Source organism: Paenibacillus sp. WC2504 (assembly GCF_052682475.1).
This window is the reverse complement of record NZ_JBQZFH010000001.1, coordinates 5,211,101-5,230,746: the sequence shown is the minus strand read 5'-3', so window position 1 is coordinate 5,230,746 and position 19,646 is coordinate 5,211,101. Positions and strand designations below refer to the sequence as shown.

Here is a 19,646-nt window from a genome sequence, read left to right as displayed (position 1 = left end):
AAAGGGAAGCAACAGCCAAAATATGAAAAATGAATGTTCCAACACGCATTGACGATGCATATGTTTGCATATAAACTTAAGTTAAACGTTTCAACTAAAAAAGATAACGCTTTATTATACAAATAAAACGTTATCTTTGATGAAGGACGCAAGGGGATGACAAATTTGACGAATTTGCAACAAAGACAAAACGAAATCAAATCAAAGGTAGCCGCAGCGGCCTATCAACTGCCAATACTAGAAAGCGGCTTCTTATTTCTTCAAGATGTTCGAGATAATTTCTATTATGCTTCTTATTTATTTGCCGCTTCGCAAGAGCAAGAAATGGAATTTACCGGTGACCGCCAATTGGCAAAAAGCAAAGCGGAAACCATTCTCCAACGTTTACTTGAACTACAGGATCAGGATGCGCAAAGCCCAACTTACGGACATTGGCCGTTAAATTTAAAACCAACGCCGCAGGAAGCTTCTAAAAACACACTCCCCGTGGAATTGATGGGAAGTTTAATGGTTTATTTTTATGATCGATACTCAGCCGTGCTTAGCGAGCCTTTACGCAGCTCATTTGAGGAAACGCTTCAACATATTTATAAGAGCAATTTTTACCGAAAAAAGGTTGAGCATTACAACCATCACGAAGCCAAATACACGGCTGCCAAACTCATTTTTGGGCAGCACTTTGAAGATAAAGAATTGTTGGAGGATGGTATTGCAAGCTTACGCCTTACACTAGATCGAATTACCTCAATCGGGATGTCCGAGTACGGAGGGCTGCCGTGGTTCTGGCATTGGGTGCAGGCATTTACGTGCGCATGGCAGCTAATGAAGGATCAAGCGCTGAAAGGGCAGCTCGCTCAAATGCTGGATTATTTGTGGCGTATCCGCTCGACGTATTATTTGAGAGGGGCATGGGTAGGACCTCATTCCAGAATTTGGCCGCATGATATGCCTAGGGATACGAATGTCCTGCATGATTATGTGCAGTATGGGGATTTTACGCTCCCTGAGGAAATGCCTCGAACCGAATTTGCAGGTTTCCTTGCGTATGAAGCTCCAGCGGATGCTCGTGAACTCGCCTTGCATCGCAAGGCTCCAGTTGAAGTGAAATTCCAAATTCCCAAGCAGGCGGGAACAGCAGCTAATGATGAGGATGTGCTTCATAGCTATGTATATATCACAGAAAGTTTCGCGGTAGGCGGTATCTACGAGCGCATGCTCGAGTTTGACAATGAGCAGCATCGCTGGGATGTTTCGCTTCCCTTGGATGCTGTGACAGGCGTCAATCATGCTTATTTTTTTCATTCAGCTCCTGGAAATAAAGAAGGAGATTTGCGGCATCAGAGCGAATTTTCAGAAGTGTTTTTTCACCGGAATACCGTCATTGCTGATTATCAAATTCCCGAAAGCCAGCAAGATCAAATTATTGGCTGTTTGCCGGCAGGAGAATGGGTGGAAGATGAGCATGCTTTGTTCGGCATTTGTGGACAAGCGTATATGGCAGTCTATATTCAGCAGTCGTATCAGAGAGAAGTGCTTGCCGACCGTTCCATCATTACGAGCAGCGGCCACAAAAATGCCGTTGTGATTGAATGCATCGACAAACATGACGCGCTGAAAAAGGGGATTGAGGGCGTACGTCAATTCGCAAGCACTATGAAACATAGGCATCCGGAGCACGCTCAGTCCGATGAGGGCGGAGCCGTATTGACTTACACAACGCTGAATGATGAGGTACTTGTTTTCAAAAGCGGCCCTGACCGCGAACTGGGCAGATGGGTTAATGGTCAAGCTGTTCATTTCGCTGCGTACAAGGCCCCTTTAAAATAAAAGAAAAGAGGAGTTATCATGCCATTAGTGGATATGCCGTTAGAGAAGTTGCTCGCTTATGAGGGACGCAATCCCCGACCTGCCGATTTCGATGCTTATTGGGAGCGGGCCATTGCCGAAATGAAAGCCGTTGATCCACAAATCGAGATGCGTCCTAGCGAGTTTCAAGTTCCTTTCGCTGAATGCTTCGATCTTTATTTCACAGGCGTGAAGGGCGCACGTATCTATGCCAAATATATTCGCCCTAAGCACTCATCCACTCCTCATCCAGCTATCGTACAATTTCATGGTTATTCGGGTAATTCCGGCGATTGGTCGGATAAAGTTCAGTATGCCGCTTTAGGGTACTCGTTTTTCTCCATGGATTGCCGTGGGCAAGGCGGCTTGTCCGAAGATGCAGGAGGCATGAAAGGAACTACGCTCAGAGGTCATATCGTGCGCGGATTGGACGATCATCCTGATCAATTATTATTCAGGGATATTTTCCTTGATACAGCGCAGCTGGCTGGTATTGCGATGAGTATGCCGGAAGTGGATGAAAAGCGTGTAGGAGCGATGGGAGGCTCCCAAGGCGGAGCTTTGACGATTGCATGCGCCGCGTTGGAGCCGCGTATTAAGCGATTGGCGCCGGTTTACCCGTTCCTTAGCGACTATAAGCGCGTATGGGAAATGGATTTGGCGAAGGATGCCTATCAGGAGCTGAAGGACTTTTTCCGCCGTCATGACCCGCAGCATAAACGTGAAGAGGAAGTTTTCACCAAATTAGGCTACATCGATATTCAAAATCTAGCCGGGCGAATTCAAGGAGAAGTCATGATGGCTGTTGGGTTAGCCGACACAGTATGTCCGCCTTCAACGCAATTTGCCGCTTACAACAAAATCAAATCGCCTAAAAGCTACGAGCTGTATCCGGATTTCGGACATGAAGGTCTTCCCGGCTTTAATGATAAGACGCTCCAGTTCATGCTGGGCTTATAATGCAAAAAATGACTCTCTCATCGATCGGATGGGAAGTCATTTTTTCATGTCTATTACGATTTGAAATGGACAACCGCACTGTAGAGCATTTTACCTGCATTGGGGTCGAATGTGGTGTGGTGTTGAACGGCATAGACACTCAGTAAGAGCGCTTTGTTATTATCTACTTGTTCGTTGATTTGCTTCTCAAGCGTTCGCAAGTCATAGGCTTGAAAGAACTCAATTTTATTGTCAATTCGGTCTAATATAAAATCCATCTCCGTAATCCTCCTAGGCAACATATGTGAATATTAGATGACTTCTCTATTATAACGTCAATATCTGATATAGGAAGTGGCTTTGAATAGGCGTATACTGTAGGGGGACGCCTAGCAAGATACAAATGTTCCTTCGGAATACTTATTATTCCAGACAACAAGTATTAGGAAGTGATGTCGTTTTGAAGTCAACTAGGTTATTATTTGATTTCCTGAAACTGAAATGGCCGTTGTACATCGTAGCTGCATTGTCAATCTCCGTAGGCAACATTGTATATTCGTATTACCCTAAGCAGCTAGGCGCATTTACGGATCAGCTAAAGGTTGGGGGCTTGAGTAGAGATTTAATTGTGACCTACAGCGTGCAGCTCCTGATGATTGGTATTACATTCGGTGTTTTAACAGCAATTGGACAGTATTTGATTATGCGAAACGGAAGACGATTCGAGTTCGTCGCCAGAAACCGATTGTTTGATCATTTTACACAGCTGGGGGCTACTTTTTACTCCAAAAATGGCGTAGGCAAGCTGCTGAGTTATGTGATGAACGATGTGACAGTCATCCGGGAATCGATCTCCATGGGAATCAACCAGATTGTGAACTCGGCGATTTTAATTATTGCTGTTGTAGTAACCATGCTCTTCAGTTCAATTCCGTTGTATTTAATTCTTGTAAGTATTTTGCCTTTATTGCTTATCCCGATTCTAAGTGTGAAATTTCAACCTATTATCAAAAATCGTTCCTTACAGGTTCAAGAGGCTTTAGGCAAAATGACCGAGTCAGCCGAAGAGCAGTTTGGCGGCATCCGTGTTACGAAAAAGTTCGCGGTCGAACCGATCATGATTGGCAGGTTCAGTGCAACGGTAGACCGGATTCGCGACAACCAACTGAGACTGGTTCGTCTGTCTTCCCTATTTGAAGCATTAATTCCGTTTCTGGGCGCAATATCGCTTATTATCGCGATTGCATTTGGGGGCTATTTGACGATTCATGGTCGGATTACGATTGGGAATTTCGTTGAACTAACGCTATACATACGGATGATGGTCAACCCGCTTCAGCAGATCGGACGTGTTATTAATGCCATGCAGCGGTCCAAAGCATCGCTTGAGCGGATCAATGAGCTGCTTGATTTGAAATCGGAAGTTGTGGAGTCAGAGTTGGCACAACCCTCTCACCTCGATCAAGAGGGGATTCGGATTGAGCATTTGTCCTTCGCTTATCCCGATGATGAGGATGAAGTGCTCCATGATATTTCCCTGACTATTGAGCCGGGTAAATCGATTGGCATTATCGGTAAAACAGGAAGCGGCAAATCCACGCTGGTGAAGCTGATGCTGCGGATTTATGATCCTCCTGAGGGGACCGTTTGGATCGGGGATACCGACATTCGGGATGTAACCTTGGAAAGCTTGCGCAATCAAATCGCTTATGTGCCTCAAGAGGGCTTTCTGTTTAGCACAACCATCCGGGACAACATCGCTTTTTACAAACGGGAATTACCGCTTGAGCACGTAGAACGCGCCGCCAAAAATGCGCAAATCCTGAACAGCATTATCTCCTTTCCCGAGAAGTTTGAGACGAAGCTGGGGGAACGCGGGGTGACTTTGTCAGGTGGCCAGCGCCAACGAACGAGCCTTGCCAGAGGCATCATCAAGGACTCGCCGCTCATGATTCTGGATGACAGCGTTAGCGCAGTGGATTCTGTAACAGAGAAGCATATCATCGACACGATCCGTAAAGAACGTTCCAACAAAACGACGATTTGGATTGCTCACCGGATATCGGCATTAAAGCATACGGATGAGATCATTGTGCTTCACGAAGGTCGAATTGTTCAGCGCGGCACACATCAAGAACTTATTGCGCAGGAAGGCTTGTACGCCGAGCTTCATGCGATACAGGAAGGGGGCAGCCACGATGTCGCGGAGTAAAGAGAGCAGCACCAATGAGCCGAAAGCCGTGAAAACGTCCTTCCGTGCTTTATCCGTTTATGCCAAACCGCATTGGTTGACATTTGCAGCCGTTCTGGTGTGCGCCTTAATGGGCATCGCTGCCGATTTGTTTCAACCCTATCTCGTGAAGATTGCGATCGATGATAACTTGATGATCGGGAAAAATGATTATCATGGACTGCTGATGATTTGTCTGTTCTATGTAGGACTTTCGGTAAGCTCATTATTTTTCAGTTACTTGCAGAACAACTTGCTGCAATTCGCCGGCCAAAGTATTGTAGCCAAAATCCGCAAGGATTTGTTTCAGCACATTTTCAAGCAGTCGATGTCGTATTATGACAAGACGCCTAGCGGCAGTCTAATCACCCATGTATCCAGCGATACAGAGACACTGAACCAGTTCTTCACGCAAGTTTTGTTAAGTCTGGTGCGCGATGGCATGACCTTGATTTTCATCATCGTGTTAATGTACCATCTGGATCCAACGCTAACGTTATACAGTATGATTGTCATTCCAATCATCGCGATTATTGCTATCAGCTTTCGCAGATATATGCGCAAAACGTATCAGCTTTCCAGGACGCGATTGTCTCAAATGGTAGCCTATGTGGCTGAAAATTTATCAGGCATGCATCTCATTCAAGCGTTCCACCAAGAGAATGAACAAATGAAACGTTTTGTAGATCGAAATTCAAGCTACTTTCAGGCAAACTTGCGGGAAATCCGTACGAACGTGTTGTTTAACCGATCTTTTGATATTTTGGGGAATCTATCCGTAGCTTTTATCACATGGGTCGGTGGAATGGCTGTATTTGATAAAACGATTGAGTTTGGTGTGCTTTATGCGTTTATTACGTATATTCGGCAGTTTTTTCAACCGATTAATAACATTACGCAGCAGTGGAATACGCTTCAGTCTACAACGGTGTCAATGAACCGGATCTGGAACATCTTTGCTACCCAGCCGGAAGTAAATGACAAGCAGGACGCGAAAACGATTCCGTTGACCAAGGTGAAGGGCGAGATTCATTTTAACCATGTGAAGTTTGGTTATTTAAAGGATATCTCCGTTCTTGAAGATCTTGAGCTTCGAATAGAACCTGGCGAAATGATCGGGATTGTCGGCGCGACGGGAGCGGGTAAAAGTTCGCTTATTTCCTTGCTCTGCCGCTTCTACGATGTGCAGGAAGGAAGCATCCGGATTGATGGCACGGATATTCGGGATATTGCGCAGGCTAATTTGCATCGCATGGTCGGGTTGGTCCAGCAGGAGCCCTATTTATATGCAGGAAGCATTCTCGATAATGTGCGGATGTTTGATGAATCCGTTGCGCGTGAGGATGTCATCAAAGCCTGCCAATTGGTGGGTGCTGACAGTCTGATCACGAGGTTGAAGGATGGATACGAGACGCGGATCTCGGAAAGAGGAAGCGGCTTGTCTGCGGGTGAGAGACAACTGATTTCTTTCGCGCGGATCATTGTTTTCCAACCGAAAATATTGATTCTCGATGAAGCTACGGCGAATTTGGACTCTCAGACGGAGCAACTGATTCAGACAGCTCTGCAGATTGTTGCGGAAGGAAGGACAACACTTGTGATTGCCCATCGGATCTCGACGATTATTCATGCGAATCGCATTCTGGTTATGAGCCAAGGTCAAATTGTAGAAGAAGGTAATCATACTGAATTGCTTGCTCTGCATGGTTACTATGAGCAATTGTATTTGCACTCTCACGGGAGTATAGACGCGGCGCAATCCATTTCTTAGCTTTAGTCCACAAAATGAGATAGCCATAAAAAGCTTTATCACGTTCCTTATGGGAATGCTGATAAAGCTTTTTTTTACCCTATTATTCTACCAATGGTTATTAAATGGTAACGATTCAACTATATAACAAAAGTACTATATAAGTATAATATTTGGTAAATTGTGTTGTTATATTCAATTTGCTGTACTATACTATTGTATAAAAATGTAAGGATTTTGTCGGCTATTGTCGAAAGAAAGGAGGTTTGCTGCAGCTAGACGTTATTCAGTATGTTTTCTATAAACGATTCTATCCGATAGGAGAGGAAATTATGAGAGAGAGAAGATTGCCGAACGTACAGAAATTGTTTCCCAGTGAGAATGGCAACCAGCAATCACGCCAGATGATTATGCGATTCGTTGAACAAATTTTGACCGGTGTCGATGTGTTGAAAAATCCGGATGGCGTCAACCTCAGAGGCGAAAAAGACCGCACAGACCGCTTTTATAACAACCTCATCCAACATAGCGCGATCCCCTCTGAAAGCATGCCGATGGAGGTAGTCAACTCGGAGTTATTGGCCCTGCTGCACAACCATCCTTATCATACCAAATATTTTCTAACCAATATTCTGCCGATGGCTAGTATACCGGGAATTGTTGGCATGCTTGCAGCGTTCATGGTCAACGGCAACAATCTATGGGATGTGTACGGTCCAGCAGGAGCCGAAGCGGAAGTAAAAGTTATCACCATGATGTCGAAATTAATCGGGTATGATGCCATGAAAAGCGGTGGCTACACAACCTGGGGTGGTCAGGGAGCTGTATTCTCAGGACTGCGTATAGCGATTGCCAAATTTGCTCCGGAAGCCTTGCAGAAAGGCGTTCCAGACAATTTGTACGCGTTTTGTTCCGATGCTGCCCATTACAGCTTATTCAAATCTGTCGAGGCGACAGGAATCGGAACCGATAAATTAATCCGGGTTCGAACGAAAGCTGACAGCTCCATGGATGTAAATGACTTGAAGCTTAAGATGGAGGAGGTCATCGCCCGTGGTGGAATCCCGATTTACATTGTTGCGACAACAGGTACGACGGATGCCATGGGGATTGACGATTTGGAGATGATCCAGGCAACAGCCGGCAAGGTTGCTGCACAGTTTGGGCTGCAAAAACCACATATCCATGCGGATTCGGCGTTGGGCGGATTTTTTGCTTTCTTCCAAGATTATGATTTCACAGCTAATCCCCTAGCGTTTAAAGCTGAGGTATTGCAAGCCTTACAAGCTATACATAGCCGGATGAAACATCTGCATTTGGCGGATTCGCTTTGCTTTGATTTTCAAAAGCTGGGGCAAACCCCTTATCTGACAAGTCTTTTTCTTGTCAAAGAAGCTGCGGATCTAACGTTGATGGACCTGCATCCGGACGAAACGCCATATGTCGGACATCGAGGTTATGGCCAGTATCATACAGGATATACACTGGAATGCTCTCGCATGGCTAGCTCAATCAGCATCTACAGCGCTCTTCTTGCATTTGGCATTCAAGGGTATCAGCAGCTGTTAGCGCAATTCGTTGAGGTTAACCTTGCCTTCCGTGAGGCGCTGCGTTTGGAAATCCCGGAGGCCGTTATTGTTAATGCGGATAATCCCGGTATTATCACGTTATTCCGGCTTTATCCAGAAGGAGGCTCCCGTTTTCAGGAAGAGGTTTCGGGCGCTTGTTCGCTAAGTGAGATTGAACGTAACAACAAGTTTAATGAAATCCTGTTTGAAATTCTTGGAAAGCAGCGGGAACGCATATTTTTCGGCGACACCAAAAAGCATTTGCTGGTGCCAACGAAAGAGGGGAGTTTTACAGCTTTATATGCGACCAAAATTTTCGTGATTTCCCCCTATACGGAGGTTCAGCATGTAGCGGAAATCGTGCAGTATTTGAAAACATTTGTCTCACAAGTTTTTGAGAAATATGCCGAAGCATCTACGATACACGGGAGGTAACAGAAGTGGTTACGCAAAAGCAAGCTCTGACAGATAGAGGGAAACTTTTCAATATGAATGCAGTAAACTGGATCCGTGAACATATTGCCGTAAAAATGACGCTCAGCATTGTTGTGCTGTTGTTAGTTGTCAGCTCGGTATTCTCATTGTCCGGATACTGGGTGAGTAAAGGATTAGCGACGAAGCTTGAGGATCAATTTGTTCTGCGGTTAACGTCAAATATTCAAAACGTATCCAACTATTTAGCTGTCATTCCTGAGCGACCTGAAGATATAACAGACACCAAACACCCAGGCTACGTGCGAATAAAAAAACAATTCGAGGAGTTCAAGAAGCATGACACGTTGGAGAACGTGTATGTATTGACCAAAACTCCCACGAAAGAACAGATCGTAATTTTAACGGATGTTGCCGATGATTACGGAACCGAATACCCGTTTACACCGGAAATGAATGCGGCAATAGCGCAAGATAAACCCATGGTCAGCAATATTTATAAAGATGAATATGGCATTCATAAATCGATATTTGTACCGCTCAGAAACAAAAATGGTGAAAACGTCGGCATCATTGGCATTGATTTGGATGCGAGCGTTATATCCAAAACCTATCAAGAAATGTTCTGGACGATGCTGAGCATAACGCTTATTGTTTTGGCCATTGGCAGTTTGATCGCCTACTTTATTAGTCGTAGCGTAACCAAACCGGTCGTTCATCTCATGCATGTCACAGAGAAGGTCGCTGCGGGTTACTTAACCGAACAAGTCTCCATTGAGCGCACCGATGAGATTGGTAAACTGGCTGCTTCATTTAATGTGATGCGCAGGAACTTGGAATCGCTTATTCGCCAGATGTATGATTCCTCCCATATTATCACTCATACAAGTGAGCAATTGTACCAATCCGCGGATGAGTCAAGCTCCAGTGCAGGACTGGTTGCAGTTTCTATGAACAGTATGTATGACGGTGTAGCGGAAGTTGTAAGTTCCATATCAGAGAGCACGTCATCCATCGTTGAGATCAACTCCGAACTGACGGAAGTCACGACGGAAGTCAAAGAGATGCAGGAGATGGCGCATAAAGTTGGGGCGCAATCGGTTGACGGTCAGCAGCTCGTCGAGAAGACGCTGCATCAGATGAATGTGATTCAGCAAGAGATGAAGTCGTCGCATGAAGCCGCTCTTCAATTAGGAAATCGTTCGAAGGAAATCGGAGCGATTATCAACATTATTACGGAGATTGCGCAGCAGACGAATTTGTTGGCTTTGAATGCTTCGATTGAAGCGGCTCGCGTTGGCGAGCAAGGCAAAGGATTTGCCGTTGTTGCCGGTGAGGTGAAGAAGCTGGCGGAGCAGTCATCGAAAGCTGCAAGCTCGATTACGGAGCTTGTGTCCGGCACTCAAAAAGACAGCCGGCTGGTCATGGAAAGCATCGTCCAGGGTAATCATGCTGTTGAGCAAGGGCAGACCTGGATTAATGATACATATGAAAATTTCAAAGTCATTTTCAATGGTATTTCCGTGTTTTCCGAGCGGACTGATCATTTGTTGAATACGCTGGAGAGAGCCGTGCGATCTTTCGAGATCATCTCCCGAGTGATGCACAAAATTTCGGGCATTACCGAAGATCAGTCTGCCGGGTATGAAGAAGTTGCAGCCGCTGCGCAAGAGCAAAGCGCTTCGATCGAAGAGATTACATCGGCGATTCGCCAATTAGCGGAGATGGCGGTTGAGCTGCAAAAGTCGGTGAAAAGCTTCAAGCTATCTGAGCAGTGAATCATGGTTAAAAGTTGACTAGCCAGCTTCTGGCTAGTTTTTTTGTGTTTAAGCACATAAGCTAATGAATGATTAGCTAGGCTAATGATGGGGTACTAGGAATAGTTAGTACTTCTCAAAACGTATAACTCAAGTACAATGAGAATTAAGACGAGAGGGGGTTATGCATCATGAATTCGAAATGGATTACGATTCAATTAGGCTATGTACTGGGAGCGAGTTCCTTGCTAACGGCCATTGTATATTTCTTCGCAACCAACTGGGAGCAATTAAACCGCTGGGAAAAGTTTGCGCCCGCCTTTTTGCTTATTCTAGGCTTCTATGGATTATCGGTTTGGCTTTCCCATCAAGCGGGTCGGCAATTTCTAAGCAGGCTTAGCTTGTTTGCAAGCTGCGTTTCCTTTGGTGTAGGAGCAGGGCTCATTGGTCAAACCTACAACTCTCATGCTGACAGCTACACGTTGTTTGCGATCTGGTTTATTCCGGCCTTTCTTTTTGCCATATGGACGAGGTGGCAGCCCTTTTACATCCTGTCGTATATTCTTGGACATTTGGCTTATTGCTTTTACTTTTTCCCGCAAGGGCAAGGAAGATCTGATTCGGAAGGCGTCCAAATCGCAATCTGGGTAGGATTAGCTATTGTGAATGGTATTCTCTATCTGCTAACAGAGCGTGGGAAGTTAAACTCGTCCTTTTTGAAATGGATTTCATTTCAAGCGGCAATAGGTATACTGCTCATGCTTTCAAATTCATACGCATTCGAAGATTATGGGGTGTTCATGAATCTGCCCCTGATTGCCGTTCTTGCTGCAGCGGTATGGTATTCCCATAAAATGCGCAACAAAGCCTATCTGTTGTTCTCAGGCTTATGGATTTCAGCCACGATTACGTTTAAATACATTGAACTCATCGTTCGCCATTATAATGAACTTTTTTTCATCATAAGTTTGCTGTTTGTCATTGTATTCATCGGGGCAAATGTGAAGTTCATGTCATTTATCCGGGCATGGCAGCCTGCCGAGAAGCCAATGAATGATGGACTCGAAGGTGAGGCAGGAGAGGGAGCCAAATCGGAAGGGGATTTTACCAAATGGGTTGTGCGTGTTCTCACGGTTTCCGTCGTTATTATCGGATCGCTGCTAGGCAGCCTGACGGTAATCGGGATTGTTACGTTGGTGCTGGGATTTGAAAACCCTGAGAATGTGTTAATGGGTTTTGGACTTGTCGTTGTGACATGCATGATCTTTTTGAAAAAGTTAAATGCGCTAGTGAGGTACACCATACTCATCAGCGGACTGCTTCTTGGAGCGGGAGCGGCTGTGTTTGCAGAAAATGTCCCAGTTCTATTCGCTTTCTTAGCGCTTACAATCGCCGCGTTTATCTACATTGCCGGTATGGTGCATCGGATTTTTTTCTTACTTGCAGCAATTTTAATCACAGCTGCGATACTAACCAATTGGTTCGATAATAGTATTGTCATTTTGTCAGTGATATCTGGTTTATTATTCGTCCTGTTTGCAGGCGGGCAGGTCATCCCGAATGCTGCAGTTAGGCAGCCGGTGCTCTATAGCAGCTATCCATCATTTCTTTTCACATTGTTTGTGTTAACTTTCATGACCGAATCTGCTTGGTATTATGTCACCAACGCCCTGTTCTTTGTTCTAGTTGTGATTGCCTTAGTCGTTAGCAGGCAGCTGCATAGCCGTTGGATATTCGCTTGGTCGATGGGATTCTGGACAGCTTTCCTCGTGTACAAATATTACGATTTAGCCTGGAAGCTGCTGCACAAATCGATTACGTTCGCTATGATTGGGATCTTGATTCTGATCTTTACCGTTTGGTATGAAAAAAGACATCGCCTTGAAGCTGCTGAACCCGAAACGGCTGCTGGGGCAAACGTTAAGGCAAATAGGCTCCTTATTGCCGTGCTGGTGGTGCTACAGATCGCAGCTATGTCGATACAAATTGGCAAAAGTGAGTGGCTGCTCTCCCATGGACAGCTCATCAAGCTCCAGCTTGAACCTTTGGACCCGCGTTCGCTTATTCAAGGGGATTACGTACGTTTGCGCTACACGATTTCTGAGCCGCCTATTTCCGATATGAAGAACGGTGATTTGAGATCTAAGAAAAAAATATCTGTCGTACTCGCTCCGAACACAGCTACAGACGTATACGAATTCAAACGTGTCTATACGAAAGGGGAAGAACTCGCCCCGGGAGAGGTCCGCATGAACGGTACCCTGCAAGGGTACGAGCGGATTGAATACGGCATTGAAAATTATTTCATTCCGGAAGGAACGGGCCGTACCTACGAACAAAATGCCAAGTTTGCGGAAGTGAAAGTATCTGCAAGTGGTGATGCCATTCTTGAGCGCCTTGTGCTGCAACAAAGTGTTGTTCAATAAAGATTAATGTGGTAAAATTACCCGATCTTTGCAAGCAAAAGAGAGGGGTAGCTGTTCGGATGTGGCTCATGTATTCCGTACTTGCGGCTTTCAGTTTCGGGCTGCGAGGCATTCTGTATCACTGGTCCAGCCAGCAATCATTAAACCGGAATGTGCTGCTATGCGGCACATTTTTCATGGGGGCGTTAATTAGCGGCAGCTGCGCCCTTCTTTTACATCAAGCTTGGACCGTGCATGCGCTGATTGGCGTTCAAATGGGACTGTTTTCCTTCGGGGCCAATGCCAGCATGTTCAAAGGTTTTGCCGTAGGGAAAGCGTCGTTGGTCGCGATTCTCACCGGTCTGCCTTCCGTTGTTGTGGTATTCGTTGCATATCTGATTTGGGATGAACGACTTAACATCATGCAGTTTCTAGCCTTTGTCATTATTGTTATCGGGATTTTGGTCGTGCGTTACTCCAATGATATTACGCTCAAAAATTTGCAAGGCGCCGGCTGGGGAGCACTGGCATTGATTCTATTTGCCGCCAATGACTTATCCAGCAAGTGGACGACCTTGGTAGCGGCCCCGTTGTTTCCAACGTTATTCTGTATGTTTGCTACTGGAACCGTTTGCTTTGGTTTGTGGTGGTTGCGAGATCAGAAGCAAGGTAATCATCATCATGCACAGGTTAAAGTGGCAGCCACCACAGGCTGGACGGAACGACGGACTTTTCTATTTGGCATGATCGTGGGCATTACGAATGTGGTCGGCATGATTTTCATCCTTCATGGATTTGATCATGGCAAGGCAGGCCTAGTTTCAGCTGTTGTTGCATTGAATGTACTGATCGTTCTTTTGTACACGCGTTTTGTCATGAAGGATAAATTTTCAAAGATGGAACAGTCTGGATTGGCCTTAGCGTTTATTGGCATCTTAATGATGAAGTTAGTTGCCTCTTGACAACTTCAGCATATTAAAGTAATATTCAGTCAATTCATAACTTGATATGTAACATTGATGAACAGGACAGTAGTTCTTGTCGGACAGTCGCAGCGAGCCGGAATTGGTGGGAACCGGTACGAATGTCAGGAACGAAACGGACCTGGGAAATGGTCTTCCGAAATGAGCAGTAGGGAGATCCGGCATAAGCCGTTATCGTTGGAGGGGTTAAATCTGTAGATTTAACACTTAGAGTGGTACCGCGGGAATGAACAGCTCTCGTCTCTTATTTAGAGACGGGGGCTTTTTTGCATGTAAAAGAGGTCATTTGGGAGGAAAATACGATGATTCAGCAGCTATTAACCGTTGAAATTGAGCAGCACGTCGAAGCCATGTTTCAGGAATCCGGTACACAGCGTCCAGCTACTTTAAAAATTTTCACCGAGCATCCGGCGCACCCGGAACATGGAGATTACAGCTCCAACATTGCTATGCTTTTGGCTAAAATATTGCGAAAGTCCCCCTTGCAGATCGCCGGGGAGCTTCAAAGCCGCATCGAACAGAACGGGCTTGTTCAAGGTTTGTTTAGTAAAGTAGCTGCTGTTGCACCCGGCTTTCTGAATTTTTATATCAACTGGGATGCTTGGGCTAGTGGGGAATATCAAGCTCCAACGAAGCGCACCAGCCGTAGCAAACAAAGCAAGGTGTTGGTGGAACATACCTCCATCAATCCTAATAAAGCCGCGCATGTCGGTCACTTGAGAAATTCCTGTATCGGTGACTCTTTGTCGCGTATGCTCTCGCATGCCGGGTATGAAGTGGAGGTTCATAATTATATTGATGACCTTGGGAATCAATTAGCCGATACGGTGGTAGGCATTCTTCATACGCAAACCGAGGGGAGTTTTCCGCGATTCGGAGATTTTTGTTGGGAAACCTATGCTAAGGTGAATCAGGCCTATAAAGATCAGCCGGCGTTAGCCGAGCAGCGTTCTGTGGTTCTTCATGCCATTGAAAGCGGGACATCGAATCTTGCGTGGATGGGTGCTTTGGTTGCGGAGCGAATTGTGCGTGAGCAGTTGGATGAAATGAAACAATTCGGCATTTCCTATGACGTGCTGGTTTGGGAAAGCAGCATTGTTCGTGCAGGTTTTTGGGATACCACCTTTGAGCTGCTGAGCCAAACGGAGATGTTTCATAAGGTGACGGAGGGGAAACTGGCAGGCTGTTGGGTACTGAAGAACCTAGAAGAAGGAGGAGAAACCCCAGCGGACAACCAGGATTTTCAAGGGGATAAAGTGCTTGTTCGTTCAAATGGCATTCTCACCTACACTGCAAAGGATATCGCGTATCACCTGTGGAAATTCGGACTGCTGGAAAATGATTTTGTGTATAAAAAATGGGAGGATGGCTTATGGTCAACGGCTGCCCAAGGAAGTAAGAAAACGATCGGGCGCGCAGATATGGTCATTAATGTCATTGACTACCGTCAGCAGTATCCGCAAGAGATGGTAAAGTTGGCACTTGAAGTGCTTGGTTATCAGCAGCAGGCCAGTCAACTCAAGCATGTAAGCTACGGTGTTGTTTCTTTAAGTCCCGATACAGCGGCAGGGCTTGGTCTGGATACTTCCGAAGGCAAAAGTTCCTACGCGATGTCAGGTCGTCAAGGCATTGGCATTAAAGTCGCAGACCTGCTTGATCGCATGGAGAAAGTGATCGATGCCAAACGATCAAGAAAAGCGGGAATCTCCAGCAGATCCATCGCCGCGGCTGCGATCCGTTACTATTTGCTGAAATATCAGCTGCAAACCGAAGTGATTTTTGATCTCGAGCAGGCGACTGAGGTGACTGGGAATACAGGCGTTTATTTGCTTTATGCCTACGCCAGAGCGAACCGTATTTTGGATAAAGCGAAGGCGGACGAACGTCTGCAAGCTATAGCGGCCACGTTCCATGGACCCCTTCTGGAAGATCAGGAGTACCAGCTGCTGAGGCATATCGCTTACTGGCCGGAAACTTTGGAGAATGCCACTGCACAGTTGGCTCCTAGTTTGATTTGTCATTATGCGTTTGAATTAGCCTCTCTGTTCAATCATTTTTATAGCGCATGTCCGGTTTTAAAAGGGAGCGAAGCGAGTATTTCCCACCGCTTGTGGATCACACAAACGGTGAAAGCTACCCTTCATGAAGCGCTTGAATTGCTTGGTATGCCGACTCCTAAGCGACTATAAAGAGGGGGTGGTGATGAATGCAGCGTAAAACAAACAAAAAATCGAGCTACAGCAGCGGAAAAACAAAAGTGAGAGTCAGACAATCTGCGAGCGCAACCATTGGTCAAGGCGGGAACTCGATCTCGGTAAACGCTTCTGAGGTTGGCGTCGTCCGCATTCGTCCTTAAAAATGCAACAATAGCTTTCTGATCTGGATTAAATGCGGTACAATAGGGATATTCGTGCCAATATGAATGATTCAGGAGGCTTTTACCACAATGACAGAAAAAGAGATCGAAACACAAACCGAAGAAAATAACGCACAAGATTTGGAACAAGAACAGGCCCAGATCATTATGACTTGGTTTCAGCACATAAACGAAGTTATGAAGGCGCAATTTCCCGAATATGAAGTCGAGGGACAAATCGGAAATAACCCAACGTATGGCCCGATGTTTGCTTTTACACTTAAAAAAGATGAGAAGTTCACATCATGTGGATTTTTCCTCAATGAAATTATGAGAAACTTCCAAACCAATCCAAACGCCGGACTCTGGCTTTCTTCCTTCTTTGTGGACTTGCTGAGAAGCCCGGAGAATCATCCGCTGCCTAATCCGCCGCAAACGGAAGACCAAGCAAAAGAACTTCTGGATAAACATATTGTTCCTTACTGCGCATCAGCTGTTCGTGAAGAATTCCCTGATCAAAAGATTTATGTTGATTTAGAGCTTCATGAAGAGCATGGTCCGGTTCTGGAAGCCGGCTTCGTTGCAGTGCAAGACGGGAACAACACTTGCGCCCTTCCGTTGCAATATTTAATGACTTTATTCTTATTGAACCGTGATCCGGCTGAGCCTCTGATTCAAGCGATGTACCGTTTGTATGAGGAAAATAATTTAGGTCAAGCTTAGTTTCGCTAAACATAAAAGAACCGTCAGGAGCAATTCTTTCCTGACGGTTTTTCTTGTTTAACGCCCAAGCGACTTATAATCCGCATAGCTCCTTATCCTTGGAACGGAGGATATAGTTTCCAATTGCGTATATTTCATGGCATGCGAAGTGTTAAACAGCACGACAGAGTCTGTTTGACGCAGCCAGCCACTGTCACAAAGCTCGATTAAGCCTGCCCAGGTTGCAGAACCTTCTGGCGATGAAGAAATGCCTTGAGCGCCTAAAGCACGTGTGGCATCGGCGATCTGGCTCTTGGATAAGGCGAGCGCTGTACCGCCGCTTTCCTTAACGATCGCTAAGATCAGAGGCAAATCAGGCGGCTGGGGCACTCGCATACCTGTCGGACTAGGCTTTTGGCCTGCTCCGGCTTGACCTCTTGCAGCTTGCGGCAGCAGGCCGTCGACGATGGGTTGGCAGCCTTCTTCCTGCACGCAAACGAACCGTGGCATGGGTCCGTCAACCCAACCAAGTGCTTTGAGCTCATGATAGGCTTTCCACATGCCAATAATTCCGGAGCCTCCGCCGGTCGGATAGATAATAACGTCGGGAAACGTCCATCCGAGCTGCTCGGCGAGCTCAAGTCCCATTGTTTTTTTGCCCTCTACGCGCCCAGGTTCCTTCAAAGTGCCGACATTTACCCAGCCTTGCTCCTGCTTGCCGGTTTCAATAATCGCTGCGGCATCATGAATTAAGCCATCCACAAGAAAGGTTTCCGCCCCATAGAGTGGACACTCCTCTACAATGAGCGGTGGGCAATCCAAAGGGATGAATACCGAAGTCTTAATCCCGGCATGGCTCGCATAGGCAGCGAGTGCGCCAGCGGCATTGCCATTGGAAGGAACCGCCGCACGGGTTGCTCCCGATTCTTTCAGGAGTGAAACGGCGACGGAAAATCCTCGTGATTTGAAGCTTCCCGTCGGGTTCTGTTCTTCGCGTTTAATCCATAGCTGCCTAACGGGCAGCTTTTGTTCCCAATTCTGTAAGCGAACTAGCGGGGTCCAGCCTTCGCCTAACGTGATGATACAATCCGGGTTGCTCACCGGAAGCAGTTCGTTGTATCTCCACATGGATGGGTAGCGAGTCTGTAATGCTTCCTTCTTCATTGATTTGCTCAAGTGCTCCAAGTCGTAATCGACCAATAACGTGCCGCCGCAAGTACATTTCATGTCTTGATAGCGGAAAGGGAGCTTTGCCGAACATCGTGAGCAATAAAGCCCCAATTGTTTCATTCTCTGGGCCTCCTCGCCGTTTTCAGCGGGAAAACGAATGGTTAGTTAGCATGAATTCGCGTCTGCAAACTCTAATGTAGATTATTACAGCCGGGAGAAGATGGAGACGGCTTGTGTCTCTTGCATGTGTTTATTTTTTGTGAAATGACTTGATTCTGCGGAAGAGCGACTTATCTTTTAGTTTCAAAAACAGTTCCAGCATCGGCGCATAGTTGACCTCAATGATCCAAACATGCCCCGCTTTGTCAAAAGCCATGTCGATGCCCATCGTTTTTACCCACCGGTAGGAGGGTCCAAGTGTGGCAGCGCTCTTAAGTGCGACTTTATCAAGCTGTGCCAGCAGATCGGCGGATCGCATGGATTTTAGCTGAGAGTGTTTGAGAGCATGTTCCACAGATACAACTTTGCCGCTGCTCATACGGATATTCGTCACGATAAAACCGGCACCGGCGACTTTGGCCAGCTTACCGGTTACTTGCCACTTCGAATGGGGGTGTCGCTGCACCATCACACGGAGATCAAAAGGCCGCCCGTTAACGGTAGCAAGTGAAATGCGCTGCTGGACAATGAAATTTTTGCCGTTTTTCTTTTTGAGAAAGGCGTTTACTTGATCTTGATTGGTAAATCGTTTCTTTTTCGCCCCGTCTTGGAGTTCGTATTCGGAATTTCCCGATTTTTTTATTCGAATGACGCCATGTCCGCCATAGCTGCCTGTAGGCTTAATAATAACTTGTTCGTATTTGTTCAGAAGTCGCCAGAAGCTGGATTCTTTCAGCCATTCGGTTTCAGGGAGGTTCACGCGGAGCTTCTCCGATTTGCGGAGCAGCTTGTATTTCGTCCACTTACTGGTGCTGAGTTTACTCATAGGACTTCACTTCTTGCTCTTGGATGATGACGTCATGCTCCTCGACCCTGATAACCTGATTCTCTCCATCTACAAATACAACCTGGGGCTTTAAGGAGGCAATTTCAGCTTCATTCATCAAACCCATACTCAAAATGATGACAAGATCTCCGGGTTGGAAAAGATGAGCGGGCGGACCGTTCAGTCCGATTTTTCCGCAGCCTTCTGTCGCAGGGATTGCGTATGTTTTCCATCTTGTGGCGTTGCGTAGGCTGGTAACCTGAACCATTTCATAGGGTAAAATGTTCGCTTTACGCATTAACAAAGCATCTATGGTAATGCTTCCGACGTAATTCAGATCAGCTTCCGTTACCGTAGCGCGGTGGATTTTACCTTTACACATTAGTCGCTGCATATGCAGTAGCTCCTTTATCATCACATTGGGTGTTCATCACAACGTATGAATAGGGCAAGTCATCTTGTGTAGGCCAGCGCCTGTTTGTGAAAAAAATGGGTTCATGCCACCGTGAAATGGTAGCTGTGAT

General features: G+C 46.1%; 15 protein-coding genes and 1 other annotated feature. Of the genes, 11 read left to right on the top strand and 4 right to left on the bottom strand.

What is annotated here, in order from left to right; all coding sequences use genetic code 11:
* Nucleotides 1-165: 165 nt before the first annotated feature.
* Together ACUN27_RS23795 and ACUN27_RS23790 are read left to right on the top strand one after the other, a co-directional pair.
* Nucleotides 166-1,827, top strand: a complete 1,662-nt coding sequence (locus tag ACUN27_RS23795; protein WP_326061913.1) for a hypothetical protein — start codon at nt 166-168, stop codon at nt 1,825-1,827.
* An 18-nt stretch (nt 1,828-1,845) separates the two neighbouring features.
* On the top strand, nt 1,846-2,805 hold the full coding sequence (locus ACUN27_RS23790; RefSeq protein WP_326061912.1) for an acetylxylan esterase: 960 nt from the start codon (nt 1,846-1,848) through the stop codon (nt 2,803-2,805).
* 53 nt (nt 2,806-2,858) lie between these two features.
* Here the strand turns inward: ACUN27_RS23790 and ACUN27_RS23785 are convergent, their stop codons facing one another.
* Nucleotides 2,859-3,062 (bottom strand): YrzA family protein, encoded by a 204-nt coding sequence (locus ACUN27_RS23785; protein ID WP_127449519.1) that lies wholly within the window; start codon nt 3,060-3,062, stop codon nt 2,859-2,861.
* Nucleotides 3,063-3,244: 182 nt separating this feature from the next.
* Between ACUN27_RS23785 and ACUN27_RS23780 the strand changes: the two genes are divergently transcribed.
* From ACUN27_RS23780 to ACUN27_RS23740, 9 genes are all read left to right on the top strand, one after another.
* Complete coding sequence (locus ACUN27_RS23780) at nt 3,245-4,996, top strand: ABC transporter ATP-binding protein (protein ID WP_315949080.1); 1,752 nt, start codon at nt 3,245-3,247, stop codon at nt 4,994-4,996.
* Complete coding sequence (locus ACUN27_RS23775) at nt 4,983-6,785, top strand: ABC transporter ATP-binding protein (RefSeq protein WP_445559665.1); 1,803 nt, start codon at nt 4,983-4,985, stop codon at nt 6,783-6,785. Before ACUN27_RS23780 ends, ACUN27_RS23775 begins: the two co-directional genes overlap by 14 nt.
* Nucleotides 6,786-7,096: 311 nt before the next feature.
* Nucleotides 7,097-8,767 carry a pyridoxal phosphate-dependent decarboxylase family protein gene (locus ACUN27_RS23770; protein ID WP_326061911.1) on the top strand — a complete coding sequence of 557 codons (1,671 nt, stop codon included), beginning with the start codon at nt 7,097-7,099 and terminating at the stop codon, nt 8,765-8,767.
* Nucleotides 8,768-8,772: 5 nt separating this feature from the next.
* Complete coding sequence (locus ACUN27_RS23765) at nt 8,773-10,542, top strand: methyl-accepting chemotaxis protein (protein WP_326061910.1); 1,770 nt, start codon at nt 8,773-8,775, stop codon at nt 10,540-10,542.
* 170 nt (nt 10,543-10,712) lie between these two features.
* Nucleotides 10,713-12,947 (top strand): GDYXXLXY domain-containing protein, encoded by a 2,235-nt coding sequence (locus ACUN27_RS23760; protein WP_326061909.1) that lies wholly within the window; start codon nt 10,713-10,715, stop codon nt 12,945-12,947.
* A gap of 59 nt (nt 12,948-13,006) precedes the next feature.
* Nucleotides 13,007-13,888, top strand: coding sequence for an EamA family transporter (locus ACUN27_RS23755; protein WP_326061908.1), 882 nt, complete (start codon nt 13,007-13,009; stop codon nt 13,886-13,888).
* Between the two features lie 48 nt (nt 13,889-13,936).
* Nucleotides 13,937-14,157: a binding site (T-box leader), on the top strand.
* A 54-nt stretch (nt 14,158-14,211) separates the two neighbouring features.
* A complete protein-coding gene (locus tag ACUN27_RS23750) occupies nt 14,212-16,098 on the top strand; it encodes an arginine--tRNA ligase (protein WP_326061907.1) in 1,887 nt (628 codons plus the stop codon).
* Nucleotides 16,099-16,115: 17 nt separating this feature from the next.
* Entirely contained in the window at nt 16,116-16,265 is a 150-nt protein-coding gene (locus ACUN27_RS23745; protein ID WP_315949087.1) for a hypothetical protein, read from the top strand.
* Nucleotides 16,266-16,355: 90 nt separating this feature from the next.
* Nucleotides 16,356-16,988 (top strand): hypothetical protein, encoded by a 633-nt coding sequence (locus ACUN27_RS23740; RefSeq protein ID WP_127449537.1) that lies wholly within the window; start codon nt 16,356-16,358, stop codon nt 16,986-16,988.
* Between the two features lie 57 nt (nt 16,989-17,045).
* On the opposite strand, the gene ACUN27_RS23735 is transcribed toward ACUN27_RS23740, so the two are convergent.
* The 3 genes from ACUN27_RS23735 to panD all read right to left on the bottom strand — a co-directional run bounded on the left by ACUN27_RS23735 (nt 17,046) and on the right by panD (nt 19,516).
* Nucleotides 17,046-18,257, bottom strand: coding sequence for a threonine synthase (locus ACUN27_RS23735; protein ID WP_326061906.1), 1,212 nt, complete (start codon nt 18,255-18,257; stop codon nt 17,046-17,048).
* Nucleotides 18,258-18,387: 130 nt separating this feature from the next.
* A complete protein-coding gene (locus ACUN27_RS23730; protein ID WP_315949089.1) occupies nt 18,388-19,122 on the bottom strand; it encodes a YheC/YheD family protein in 735 nt (244 codons plus the stop codon).
* Nucleotides 19,115-19,516 (bottom strand): aspartate 1-decarboxylase, encoded by a 402-nt coding sequence (gene panD / locus ACUN27_RS23725; protein ID WP_326061905.1) that lies wholly within the window; start codon nt 19,514-19,516, stop codon nt 19,115-19,117. Before panD ends, ACUN27_RS23730 begins: the two co-directional genes overlap by 8 nt.
* Nucleotides 19,517-19,646 lie beyond the last annotated feature (130 nt).